Annotated in this window: 9 protein-coding genes and 1 rRNA gene; all 10 read left to right on the top strand. The window is 68.1% G+C overall.

Going from position 1 to position 12,297, the window contains the following annotated elements; all coding sequences use genetic code 11:
• Window positions 1-99: 99 nt before the first annotated feature.
• On the top strand, window positions 100-1,209 hold the full coding sequence (gene pheS / locus H507_RS0106490) for a phenylalanine--tRNA ligase subunit alpha (RefSeq protein WP_022909917.1): 1,110 nt from the start codon (window positions 100-102) through the stop codon (window positions 1,207-1,209).
• Window positions 1,206-3,722 carry a phenylalanine--tRNA ligase subunit beta gene (gene pheT / locus H507_RS0106495; RefSeq protein WP_022909918.1) on the top strand — a complete coding sequence of 839 codons (2,517 nt, stop codon included), beginning with the start codon at window positions 1,206-1,208 and terminating at the stop codon, window positions 3,720-3,722. The genes pheS and pheT overlap by 4 nt, the downstream gene beginning before the upstream one ends.
• 68 nt (window positions 3,723-3,790) lie before the next feature.
• Complete coding sequence (argC, locus tag H507_RS0106500) at window positions 3,791-4,828, top strand: N-acetyl-gamma-glutamyl-phosphate reductase (protein WP_022909919.1); 1,038 nt, start codon at window positions 3,791-3,793, stop codon at window positions 4,826-4,828.
• Window positions 4,825-6,000, top strand: coding sequence for a bifunctional glutamate N-acetyltransferase/amino-acid acetyltransferase ArgJ (gene argJ, locus H507_RS0106505; RefSeq protein ID WP_022909920.1), 1,176 nt, complete (start codon window positions 4,825-4,827; stop codon window positions 5,998-6,000). Before argC ends, argJ begins: the two co-directional genes overlap by 4 nt.
• Window positions 5,997-6,929, top strand: a complete 933-nt coding sequence (gene argB, locus H507_RS15225) for an acetylglutamate kinase (RefSeq protein WP_051139653.1) — start codon at window positions 5,997-5,999, stop codon at window positions 6,927-6,929. The genes argJ and argB overlap by 4 nt, the downstream gene beginning before the upstream one ends.
• Window positions 6,926-8,152, top strand: coding sequence for an acetylornithine transaminase (locus tag H507_RS15230; RefSeq protein WP_022909922.1), 1,227 nt, complete (start codon window positions 6,926-6,928; stop codon window positions 8,150-8,152). The genes argB and H507_RS15230 overlap by 4 nt, the downstream gene beginning before the upstream one ends.
• A complete protein-coding gene (gene argR / locus H507_RS0106520; RefSeq protein WP_022909923.1) occupies window positions 8,149-8,670 on the top strand; it encodes an arginine repressor in 522 nt (173 codons plus the stop codon). The genes H507_RS15230 and argR overlap by 4 nt, the downstream gene beginning before the upstream one ends.
• Window positions 8,667-10,142, top strand: a complete 1,476-nt coding sequence (gene argH, locus H507_RS0106525) for an argininosuccinate lyase (RefSeq protein WP_022909924.1) — start codon at window positions 8,667-8,669, stop codon at window positions 10,140-10,142. The genes argR and argH overlap by 4 nt, the downstream gene beginning before the upstream one ends.
• A gap of 77 nt (window positions 10,143-10,219) precedes the next feature.
• Window positions 10,220-11,485, top strand: a complete 1,266-nt coding sequence (gene tyrS, locus H507_RS0106530) for a tyrosine--tRNA ligase (protein WP_022909925.1) — start codon at window positions 10,220-10,222, stop codon at window positions 11,483-11,485.
• Window positions 11,486-12,161: 676 nt separating this feature from the next.
• Window positions 12,162-12,297 (top strand): 16S ribosomal RNA (locus H507_RS0106535); the annotation flags it as partial.

Genomic DNA, 12,297 nt, shown 5'->3' on the forward strand with positions numbered 1-12,297 from the left:
CCCGGCCGGTTGGCCGTGGGAGGCGCCACGCGTCCTGACCCGCGGTGACCGGTCGGGGGAGAACCGACCCACCCTCCTCCCCCGAAAGGACGGCGCCCAATGAGCGGGCCCAACACGAACTACGACCCTGTGCAGGTCACCCCCTTGAAGGCCGACCAGATCGAGGCGATGGTCGCCGAGGCCCTCGCCGCGATCGATGGGGCCTCCACCACCGACGAACTCAAGGCAGTGCGCCTCGCCCATGTCGGCGAGAAGTCGCCCCTGGCCCTGGCCAACCGCGAGATCGGCGCCCTGCCGCCGCAGGCGCGCAAGGACGCCGGCCAACGCATGGGCCGCGCGCGTTCCACGGTGAACCAGGCCATCACGGCACGTCAGGCTGAACTGGCCCGGGCAGAACTCACCGCCAGACTTGCCTCGGAGCGCATCGACATGACCCTGCCGGTGGAGCAGCATCCGGAAGGTGCCATCCATCCCCTGACCGCCATGATGGACATGATGAGCGACGTCTTCCTCAACCTGGGTTGGGAGGTGGCAGAGGGTCCCGAACTCGAGGCCGAGTGGCTCAACTTCGACGCGCTCAACACCGGGCCCGACCACCCAGCCCGGGGGCTCACCGACACCATCTTCGTCGAGCCGCTGGCGAACCACATCCTGATGCGGACGCAGACCTCGCCCGTGCAGGCGCGAACGCTGCTCACCCGTGACCTGCCCGTGTACGTCGTCTGCCCCGGCAAGGTGTACCGGGCCGATGAGTACGACGCGACCCACCTGCCCGTCTTCCACCAACTCGAAGGGCTGGTCGTCGACCGGGGCATCTCGATGGCCCATCTGAAGGGCACCCTCGACCACCTCGCCCGCTCGCTGTTCGGTGACATCTCCACCCGGCTGCGCCCGCACTACTTCCCGTTCACCGAGCCGAGCGCCGAGATCGACCTTGAGTGCTTCGTCTGCCATGGCGCGTCCGTCGGCAACCCGGATCGTCCCTGCCGCACCTGCCGGTCGGAAGGATGGATCGAGTGGGGCGGCTGCGGTGTGGTCAACCCGCGCGTGCTGATCGCCGCTGGAGTCGACCCCGACGTCTACTCCGGCATCGCCTTCGGCATGGGCATCGACCGCACGGTCATGTTCCGCAACAACGCCTCCGACCTGCGCGACTTCGTCGAGGGCGACATCCGTTTCAGCCGCTCGCTTCTGGGAGGAGCACGATGAGGGCACCCCTGTCATGGCTGCGGGAGCTCGTGCAGCTGCCCGCCGACATCACCACGACCCAGATCGCCGACCGCTGGACCCGCGCCGGCCTCAACGTCGAACGCATCGAGTCCACCGGCGGGGACGTCAGTGGTCCGGTGGTCATCGGACGTGTGCTCAGCCTGGTCGAGGAACCGCAGAAGAACGGCAAGACCATTCGCTGGTGCCGGGTCGACGTCGGCCCGCAGTTCAACGAACCCGCCACCGCGGACGAGCCCGCGGGTCGGGGTATCGTCTGCGGCGCATCGAACTTCAAGGTGGGCGACCACGTGGTGGTGGCACTACCCGGAGCGGTTCTGCCGGGGGACTTCGCCATCGCGGCCCGCAAGACCTACGGGCACGTCTCCGACGGCATGATCTGCGCCGAGGACGAGCTCGGGTTGGGCAGCGACCACGCCGGAATCATGGTGCTGCCGGAGGTGCTCGACGGACGTCCGCTGGTGCTGGGTGACGATGCCCTTGACGTGCTGAAGGCCCGCGACGAGGTGATCGAGGCCGACATCACCCCCGACACCGGCTACTGCCTGTCGATGCGAGGACTGGCGCGCGAGACGGCACAGGCGTTCGGCGTGGGCTTCACCGATCCCTACTCGTCACCAGTGCCACCGGAGACCTCGTCCGGTCACCCGGTCCTGGTTGACGACCCATCGGGGTGTTCGTTGTTCACGGCGACCACCGTCACGGGGATCGACCCCCATCGTCCCTCGCCCAGCTGGTTGGTGCGCAGGCTCGAGGCCTCGGGCATGCGCTCCATCTCACTGGTGGTCGACATCACCAACTACGTCATGCTCGAGTCGGGTCAGCCGCTGCACGCCTACGACGGCGACTCCCTGCAGGGTGCGATCGTGGTGCGGCGGGCGCGTGAGGGCGAGACGTTGACGACCCTGGACGACGTCACCCGCGACCTGCGCGTGGGCGATGACCTGCTCATCTGCGACGACTCCGGGCCGATCGGTCTCGCGGGTGTCATGGGGGGCGCCACGACGGAGGTGACGGCCTCGACCACGACCGTCGTCCTCGAGGCGGCAACCTTCGATGCCGTGACGATCGCTCGCGCTTTCCGCGCCCACAAGCTGCCCAGCGAGGCCAGCAAGCGGTTCGAGCGCGGGGTCGACCCAGCCCTGGCGTGGGCGGCGGGTCAACGTGCCGCCGCCTTGATGGCCGAGCTCGCGGGGGGCACTGTCTCAGCCGCTGCGACCATCGTGGGGGGCCCTCGTGCCATGCCTGCACAACGCATTTCCGCCGACCTGCCGGCCACCATCCTGGGCGCCGACATCGGTCATGACGAGGTGATGGAGGTGCTGCGCGCGTCCGGGTGCGAGGTCGAGGTGATCGGCTCCGAACTGCGGGTGGTGCCGCCCACCTGGCGCGGCGACCTGGTCGACCCCTACGACTACGTCGAAGAGGTCGGACGCAAGGTGGGCTTCGAACGCATCGGCTCCGTGCTGCCCGTCGCCACCTCTGGGCGCGGACTCCCGAGCGGGCAGCGGGGGAGACGCACCGTTGGCCGCGCCGCTGCGGACGCCGGGTTCGTGGAGCTGATCACCCTGCCGTTCGTCTCGGACGATGAACTCACCCGCCTCGGCCTTCCCGAAGGCGACCCCCGACTGTCGGCAGTGAAACTGCAGAACCCCTTGTCGGACGCCCAGCCGTATTTGCGAACAACGCTGCTCGGTGGACTGATGACAGCGGTGGGGCGCAACACCTCTCGAGGCCAGGACGACCTGGCGCTGTTCGAGATCGGCAGTGTGTTCCATCAGCGTGGGGATGCCGTCGCTGCGCCGATGCCCTCGGTGTCGGCTCGTCCCTCCGAGCACGACATCGCCGCCCTCGATGCGGCACTGCCTGACCAGCCACGCATGCTCGCGGCGATCGTCACCGGCCAGTGGCGCGCGGCGGGTTGGCGGGGACCTGCCGTCCCGGCGGACTGGACCCATGTGGCAGCGCTGGCCGAGGCCGTGGCAGCCTCGGTTGGTCTGCGACTGGTCCGCCGAAACGCCGAGCACGCCCCCTGGCACCCCGGCAGATGCGCCGAACTCCTGGTGGATGGCGCTGTGATCGGCCATGTCGGGGAGTTGCACCCCGAGGTGGCACGGGCATGGGGTCTGCCCGAGCGTCCCGCCGCGCTCGAACTCGACCTCGACGCGCTGTTGGCGGCCGCGCCGGGGCCCGGGGAGGTGGCACCCCTGCGCACGGCCATGGTCGCCAAGGAGGACGTGGCCCTGATCGTGGACGAGAGCGTGGCCGCGTCCGACGTGCGCGATGCCTTGGTGGAGGGTGCCGGAGACCTGCTCGACTCGGTCCGGTTGTTCGACGTGTACCGCTCCGAGCAGGTGGGCCAGGGCAAGAAGTCCCTCGCGTTCGCGCTCAAGTTGCGGGGGGCGGCCACCCTGACCGACGCCGAAGCGGCTGAGGCGCGGGACCGCGCCGTCGCGGTCGCCGTCGAGCGGTTCGGCGCGGTGCACCGAGCCTGAGGGCTCTCGCCCGTCTCACCCGGCGACAGCGACTGGAATAAGTATGCCGTGACCGGCATACTTATTCCATGAGTTACACAGTCGCCGTCGCCGGGTGCACGGGCTACGCGGGTGGGGAGGTGCTCCGGCTGCTGCTGGGTCATCCTGACGTCACCATTGGGGCACTGACCGCCGGCTCGTCCGCCGGGACGCTGTTGGGTCAACACCACCCCCACCTGGCCCCGCTGGCCGACCGGGAGGTGATCGAGACGACCGCCGCCAACCTCGCCGGTCACGACATCGTGTTCCTCGCTCTCCCACACGGCACCTCCGGTGCGATCGCAGCGCAGCTGGACGACGACGTGCTGGTCATCGACGCCGGCGCCGACTTCCGCCTGCGCAACCCGGACGACTGGGCCCGCTGGTACGGCACCGAGCATGCAGGCACCTGGCCCTATGGGCTGCCCGAGTTGCCGGGTCAACGAGAGGTTCTCGCCAGCGCCCGCACCATCGCGGTGCCCGGCTGCTACCCGACGACCGCAACCCTGGCCCTGCTGCCGGCGGTCACGTCAGGGCTGATCACCGGTGCCGACGTCACCGTGGCGGCTGCCTCCGGCTCCTCGGGGGCCGGGAAGGCGGCCAAACCCAACCTGCTCGGATCAGAGTTGTTCGGTTCGGCCTCGGCCTACGGCCTCGGAGGTGCGCACCGCCACACCCCGGAGATCTTGCAGAACCTCCGGCTGCTTGGGGCAGAGAACCCGAGCATCAGCTTCACGCCGCTGTTGGTGCCGATGTCGCGCGGCATCCTGGCCGTCTGCACCGCCCCCTTGGCACCCCACCGGGCCGCCAGCCCCCAGGAGGTGCGTCAGGCCTATCTCGACGCGTACGCCGACGAGCCCTTCGTCCGGGTGCTCCCCGAAGGGCAGTGGCCGCAGAGTCAGCACGTGGTCGGCTCCAACGCCGTGCAGGTGCAGGTGACCGTCGACCCATCTGTGAACAGGCTGATTGCCGTGGCCACGCTCGACAACCTGACCAAGGGCACGGCTGGGGGAGCGATCCAGTCGATGAACCTCGCGCTCGGACTGCCCGAGACCAGCGGGCTCAGCGCTGTGGGGGTGGCACCGTGACCATCACACGATCGGGACGTGGTGTGACCGCACCGCTGGGGTTCGTCGCAGCCGGCGTGACCGCCGGCCTGAAGCCCTCGGGCAGGCCAGACCTGGCACTCGTGCAGAACCTGGGACCCAGCAAGGCAGCAGCGGCCGTCTTCACCAGCAACCGCGTCGTCGCAGCGCCCGTGGTGTGGTCGCGCGCGGCGGTCTCCGACGGGTCGCTCGACGCCGTGGTGCTCAACTCCGGCGGCGCCAACGCCTGCACCGGGCCCGGCGGGTACGCCGATGCGGTGGCCACGGCCGAGCGGGTGGCCGCGGCTCTCGATCTGCTACCGGCGCAGGTCGCCGTCTGTTCCACCGGACTGATCGGCGAGCGGTTGCCCATGCCAGTGCTCCTGGCAGGTGTGGACGATGCGGTCACCCAGCTCTCGTCCGAGAACGGGGGGTCCGCGGCCATGGCGATCATGACCACCGACACCGTGTCGAAGTCGGTCGAGTTCACCCATGGAGACGGGTGGACGATCGGGGCCATGGGCAAGGGAGCAGGGATGCTCGCACCGGCCCTGGCGACCATGCTGGTGGTCATCACCACCGATGCGGTGGTGCCGCCCGACGTCGCCGAGGATTCCCTGCGCGGCGCGACGGGTGTCACGCTCGACCGGCTCGACTCCGACGGGTGCATGAGCACGAACGACAGCGTCCTGCTGTTGGCCTCCGGTGCCTCGGGGATCACCCCTTCGGCCGAGGACTTCCGGTCGGGACTCACCGCCGTGCTCCACGACCTGGGCCAGCAACTCCTGTCGGATGCGGAAGGAGCCCACCACGACATCACCATCGCGGTCAGGGGAGCCGCCAGCACCGCAGACGCCCTCGAGGTCGGACGGACGATCGCCCGCAACAACCTGTTCAAGTGCGCCATCTACGGCGGCGACCCCAACTGGGGCAGAGCCCTGGCCGCCATCGGCACCACCGCCGCCCAGTTCGACCCCGATCGGCTCGACGTGAGCTTCAACGGGGTGATGGTCTGCCGGGCGGGGGAGGTCGGGGACGACCGAGCACTCGTCGACCTGGGTCCCCGCGCCGTCACCGTCGACGTCGACCTGCACGCCGGCCAGGAGTCGGCCACCATCTGGACCAATGACCTGACCCACGACTACGTCACCGAGAACTCGGAGTACTCCACATGAGCCGCGTGCGCGCCGACGACACCGAAGCCCTGCAGCGCAAGGCGTCCACCCTGATCGAGGCGCTGCCCTGGCTGAGCGAGTACGCCGGGAAGATCGTCGTCATCAAGTACGGCGGCAACGCCATGGTCAACGACGATCTCAAGCGAGCCTTCGCCGAGGACATCGTCTTCCTGCGCCGTTGCGGGGTGCTACCGGTGGTCGTGCACGGGGGCGGTCCGCAGATCTCGTCGATGCTGAAGCGACTCGACATCTCCTCGGAGTTCCGGGCCGGTTTCCGGGTCACCACCCCCGAGGCCATGGAGGTGGTCCGGATGGTGCTCGTCGGCCAGGTCGGACGAGAACTCGTGGGCCTGATCAACGCCCACGGCCCGTTCGCCATCGGCATGTCAGGAGAGGACGGGGGGCTGTTCACGGCAGTCCGTCGTGGGGTCGAGATCGACGGTGAGGATGTCGACCTGGGACTGGTGGGCGACGTCGCCGAGGTGCGCGCCCAAGGGGTGCTCGACCTGGTGCACAAGGGCCGCATCCCGGTCGTGGCCTCGGTCGCTCCCAATGCAGAGGGCGAGGTGCACAATCTCAATGCCGACACCGCCGCAGCCGCCCTCGCCGTTGCCCTGGGGGCCGAGCGACTGGTGATGATGACCGATGTCGCGGGCCTCTATGCCGACTGGCCCACCTCCGACACCGTGATCACGCAGATCTCGGCGGACGAGCTGCGCGAGCTCATGCCCCGACTGGAGTCGGGCATGGTGCCGAAGATGGAGGCCTGTCTGCGTGCCGTCACCGAGGGGGTGCCCAAGGCGACCATCATCGATGGGCGCATCCAGCACTGCCTGCTGCTCGAGATCTTCACCGACGACGGCATCGGCACCCTCGTCCAGAACGAACCCTCGTCCTTCCCCACACCCGAGAGCGGAGCCACCGCATGAGCCAGCCCACCGCAGCCGACCTGACGCTGCCCGAGGCCTCCGACGCCCCAGCCCTCAGCGAGCGTTACCAGCAGGTGATGATGAATGCCTTCGGAGGGCCGAAGCGGGTCTTCGTCCGCGGTGAGGGCTGTCACGTGTGGGACGACCAGGGCCGCAAGTACCTCGACCTTCTGTCGGGGCTCGCTGTCACAGCACTCGGCCACGCCCACCCGGCGGTGCTGTCGGCGATCACCTCGCAGCTGTCGACCCTGGGTCACGTGTCCAACTTCTTCGCCACTCCCGCCCAGGTCACCCTGGCCGAGAAGCTGGTGCACCTGGTGGCCCCCGCCAGCGGAACCGGGCAGGCCCGGGTCTTCTTCACCAACTCGGGTACCGAGGCCAATGAGGCTGCCTTCAAGCTGACCCGGTTGACGGGCCGCACCAGGATCATCGCGATGGAGGGAAGCTTCCACGGACGCACCATGGGAGCTCTGGCGATCACCTCCAACGTGAAGTACCGCGAGCCCTTCGCCCCGCTGCCCGGCGACGTCACCTTCGTGCCCTACGGCGACTCCGAGGCCTTGGCCGAGGCGATGGACGACCGGACGGCAGCAGTCGTGATCGAACCCATCCAGGGCGAGAACGGCGTGGTGGTGCCCCCCGACGACTTCCTCACCCACGCCCGAGAACTCTGCGATGCCCACGGTGCCCTGCTGTGGTTCGACGAGGTGCAGACCGGTATGGGACGCACCGGCCGGTGGCTCGCCTCGCACCCGGTCACACCCGACCTGGTGACCTTGGCCAAAGGGTTGGGCAACGGATTCCCAGTGGGGGCGTGCATCGGCATCGGACGGGCTGCCTCACTGTTGCAGCCGGGCCAGCACGGCACCACCTTCGGTGGCAACCCGGTGGCCGCCATCGCTGGACTCGCGGTGATCGGGGTGATCGAGCGGGACGGTTTGCTCCGCAACGCGATCGAGCGGGGGGAGCAGTTGGTGCGCGAGGTCGAGGGGTTGGACGATCCCCTCGTCGACCACGTTCGCGGCGCCGGTCTGCTGCGCGGCATCGTGCTCACCGAGCAGGTCGCCACCAGTGTGTCCGATGCGCTGCTCGACGCCGGCTACATCGTCAACGCCCCTCGCCCCGATGTCATCCGGGTCGCACCCCCGCTGATCATCACCGAGGGGCAGATCAGCTCCTTCGTCCAGGCCTTGGCGACAGCCCTGCGGGATGCCCGGCCATGAGTGACCGCGCGGGCGACAGGGGAGTCTCGCGCACGGCCCGACAAGGGCTGGTGGCGACTCTGCTGCAGACCCACGAGGTCACCAGCCAGACCGAGTTGACCGACCTGCTCGCCGCCGAGGGTGTCGCAGTCACCCAGGGCACCGTCTCGAAGGACCTGCTGGAACTGGGAGCAGTGCGCACCAGGTCGGCCAGCGGGACGGTGGTCTACTCCCTTCCCGACGAGGTGGGGGCCGATCGCGACGCCGCGAACCAGAAGCTCGCCAAGGTGTGCACCGAGCTGCTCGTCTCGGCCGACGCCTCCGCGAACCTGGCCCTGGCCCACACGCCGCCTGGCGCGGCGCAGTACTTCGCGTCCGCGCTCGACCGGGCAAACTGGTCGGACGTGCTCGGCACCATCGCCGGGGACGACACCATCATGATCATCACCCGCGACCCCGAAGGGGGTGCCACGGTGGCGGAACGGTTGCTGAGCCTGGCAGCCACCCCCCGGGCGGGCAGAACCAGGAGCATGCCATGACCACTGCCGAGGGCCACGACAGCGTCGACGGGCGCGGCGATGCGGGACCGATCGACCAGCCCCGTGGGGACCAGGGACGTCTCTGGGGTGGTCGCTTCGCCGGGGGCCCGGCCGACGCCATGTTCGCGCTGTCGGTCTCGACCCAGTTCGACTGGCGGTTGGCCCGGCATGACATCGCAGGCTCCCGGGCGCACGCCTTGGCCCTGCACGCCGCCGGGCTGTTGACCGAGGACGAACTCACCCAGATGCACGCGGGCCTGGACCGGCTCGAGGCGGACGTTGCCTCGGGTGCATTCCGGGCCGCGGCCTCCGACGAGGACGTGCACGGGGCCCTGGAGCGCGGACTGCGCGAGATCGTGGGTTCCGAACTCGGTGGACGACTGCGTGCCGGACGAAGCCGCAATGACCAGATCGCCACGCTCATCAGGCGTTGGCTGCGGGAGCAGGTGCGCTCGCTGAGTCTCGACATCTCCGCGGTGGTCGACGCCCTGCACCACCAGGCCACCCGCAACCTCGGGGCCATCATGCCGGGACGAACGCACCTGCAGTCGGCCCAGCCGGTACTGCTCAGCCACCACTTGCTGGCCCACGCATGGCCCTTGGTGCGCGACCTGCAGCGTCTGCGTGACCTCGACACCCGACTGTCAGTCAGCCCGTACGGCTCCGGGGCCCTGGCCGGTACCTCGTTGGGCCTGGACCCGGAACTCGTCGCCCGGGAACTGGGGTTCGACAGTTCTGTCGCGAACTCGATCGACGGCACCGCCGCGCGTGACCTGGTCAGCGAGGCCGCATTCGTGCTGGCACAGGTGGGTGTCGACCTCTCACGGCTGAGCGAGGACGTCATCCTGTGGTGCACCCACGAGTTCGGGTTCGCCACCCTGGACGATGCCTGGTCGACGGGCTCGAGCATCATGCCGCAGAAGAAGAACCCCGACGTGGCAGAGCTGGCCCGTGGCAAGGCGGGACGACTGGTCGGGCACCTCGCCGGGCTGTTGACCACGTTCAAGGGGCTGCCGCTCGCCTACAACCGCGACCTGCAGGAGGACAAGGAACCGGTCTTCGACGCGGTCGACCAGTTGCACGTGCTGTTGCCGGCCGTGGCGGGCATGGTGTCGACCCTGACCTTCCACCACGACCGGATGGCCGAGGTGGCCCCGCGCGGATTCTCGCTCGCCACCGACATGGCCGACTGGTTGGTGCGCCAGCGCGTGCCGTTCGCCCGGGCCCACGAGATCACGGGACGAGCGGTGCAGTTCTGTGAGGCGAACGGTGTCGAGCTGCAACAACTGAATGACTCCCAGTTGGCCGAGATCTCGCCCGAGCTGACCGGCGACGTGCGCGAGGTGCTGACGATCGAGGGTTCAACCGCTTCGCGCAACGGCCGTGGCGGAACAGCGGAGCCTCGGGTCCGCGAGCAGTTGGACGAACTCTCGGTCGCACTCGCCCAGGCGCGCGCCTTCGCAGCGAGCTGAGCGGGCGCGAGGCCTCCCGGTGTTCACCCTGGGATGGTGGGGCGGACTCGAGCGCACGCGCTCGGTAGGCTGATCGGGTGAATGCGGTCTTCGACGAACTGTCCTGGCGCGGCTTGGTCGCGCACTCCACCGATGCCGAGGCGCTCGCCCAGCATCTGGACGATGGGCCCGTCACGTTCTACGTCGGCTTCGACCCCACGGCGCCGAGCATCCACATGGGCAACCTGGTGCAGTTGATCGTTGCGCGACACCTGCAAGCCGCCGGCCACAAGCCCCTGCTGCTGGTGGGCGGTTCGACCGGCCTGATCGGCGACCCCAAGGAGTCGGGGGAGCGGGTCATGAACCCCGTTGACCAGGTGCACGCCTGGGTGGAGAAGATCAGGGCTCAGGTGAGTCGGTTCGTCAGCTTCGAGGGTGCCAACGCTGCCGAGGTGGTCAACAACTACGACTGGACGGCCAACCTGTCGACCCTCGACTTCCTCCGGGACGTGGGCAAGCACTTCCCTGTGAACCGGATGTTGGCCAGGGACGTGGTGTCACGCCGCCTCGAGTCGGGCATCAGCTACACCGAGTTCAGCTACGTGCTGCTGCAGAGCCTCGACTACCGCGAGCTCTTCCGGTCGAAGGGTGCCACCCTGCAGACAGGTGGCTCGGACCAGTGGGGGAACATCACCGCTGGGGTCGAACTGATCCGCCGGTCGGAAGGTGCACGCGTGCACGCCTTGGCGACACCGCTGCTCACCAAGGCCGACGGCAGCAAGTTCGGCAAGACGGAGTCCGGCACCGTCTGGCTGGACGCCCAGATGACCTCGCCCTACGCCTTCCACCAGTTCTTCCTGAATGCCGAGGACGCAAAGGTCATCGAGTACCTCAAGGTCTTCTCACCCCGCGGGCGTGACGAGATCGACGAACTCGAGCGCCAGGTGACCGAGGAACCGTGGAAGCGAGCCGCGCAGAAGGCCCTGGCCGATGACATCACAGACCTGGTGCACTCCGTGGACGACCGAAGGGCTGCCGTGGCTGCTGCCGAGGCGCTGTTCGGGAAGGGTGACCTGCGTGCGCTACCTGCGGCCACGGTGCGGGCCGTGGCCCACGAGGTGGGAGGCGTCGAGCTGACCGACGGCACCCTGCCCAACGTGGTGGATGCACTCATGCTGGCCGGCGTCGTGGACTCGAAGGGAGCCGCGCGCCGCGCCGTGGACGAGGGCGGTGCCTACCTCAACAACGAGAAGGTCACCGACCCCGAGCGCAGACTCGTGGCCGACGACCTGCTGCCGGGCGGAGTGGCACTGCTCCGCCGGGGCAAGCGGACCCTTGGCGCCCTGCTGCTGCCCAGGGGTTGACCGAGGCCCGGGAGGGCGCGAATCCTGTCTGGCTTGGGGCGGCGCGATGTCGACAAGCTCACACCGACCGGGTTTGCGCGATCGGTGACCTGCGCGTAATGTTTACCGAGCCTTGAAGGTGAGACGGACGGCGGAGCTCCTCGGAGTGGAGCCGGACGGACCCAGGGCCACATCTCTTGAACATCCCTCACGGGATGAGTGTGCGTACAGCTCGTACCCACTCGGATCGTGAATGACGCAAGAATGTGCAGGGAGGCGGATTTGACCCGGCTCCCGAATACAACTAAAGTTCATCAGGTTGCCCCACGGGGCAGCTGATCCTCGGAGAAGAAAATGGAATCCATTCCTGGATGACATTGAATCGAAAAGGAACCAAGCCGGCGGATTTGACTCCGAAGGCGAGGAAGAAGTAAAGTTTCACGAGTTGCCCCTTGCGGATGGCCTTCGGGTTGGATGTGTGGGTCGCACCCGAATCTTGAGAACTCAACAGCGTGCTTTATAGTCAATGCTATGTAATGACGATATTTTTTGTCTCGTGCCTGGGCTGGCCCTTTTTGGGGTTGGTTTGGGTGGAGATTCCTTTGATGAATGACAGTAAGATCCAGCAATGGTTTCTTTTGTCGGGATTCGGAACTCTTGGCTGCCTTGCCTTTTTTTGGTGGGGTGGTTGTTGTTTTCAACGGAGAGTTTGATCCTGGCTCAGGACGAACGCTGGCGGCGTGCTTAACACATGCAAGTCGAGCGGTAAGGCCTTTCGGGGTACACGAGCGGCGAACGGGTGAGTAACACGTGAGTAACCTGCCCCAGACTTT

The organism is Aestuariimicrobium kwangyangense DSM 21549 (assembly GCF_000421525.1).
GTDB classification, from domain to species: domain Bacteria; phylum Actinomycetota; class Actinomycetes; order Propionibacteriales; family Propionibacteriaceae; genus Aestuariimicrobium; species Aestuariimicrobium kwangyangense.

Excerpts from the sequence above, each read along its gene's own strand:
- pheS (WP_022909917.1), top strand. The coding sequence starts at position 100 with ATGAGCGGGCCCAACACGAACTACGACCCTGTGCAGGTCACCCCCTTG.
- pheT (WP_022909918.1), top strand. The coding sequence starts at position 1,206 with ATGAGGGCACCCCTGTCATGGCTGCGGGAGCTCGTGCAGCTGCCCGCC.
- argC (WP_022909919.1), top strand. The coding sequence starts at position 3,791 with ATGAGTTACACAGTCGCCGTCGCCGGGTGCACGGGCTACGCGGGTGGG.
- argB (WP_051139653.1), top strand. The coding sequence starts at position 5,997 with ATGAGCCGCGTGCGCGCCGACGACACCGAAGCCCTGCAGCGCAAGGCG.
- H507_RS15230 (WP_022909922.1), top strand. The coding sequence starts at position 6,926 with ATGAGCCAGCCCACCGCAGCCGACCTGACGCTGCCCGAGGCCTCCGAC.
- argR (WP_022909923.1), top strand. The coding sequence starts at position 8,149 with ATGAGTGACCGCGCGGGCGACAGGGGAGTCTCGCGCACGGCCCGACAA.
- argH (WP_022909924.1), top strand. The coding sequence starts at position 8,667 with ATGACCACTGCCGAGGGCCACGACAGCGTCGACGGGCGCGGCGATGCG.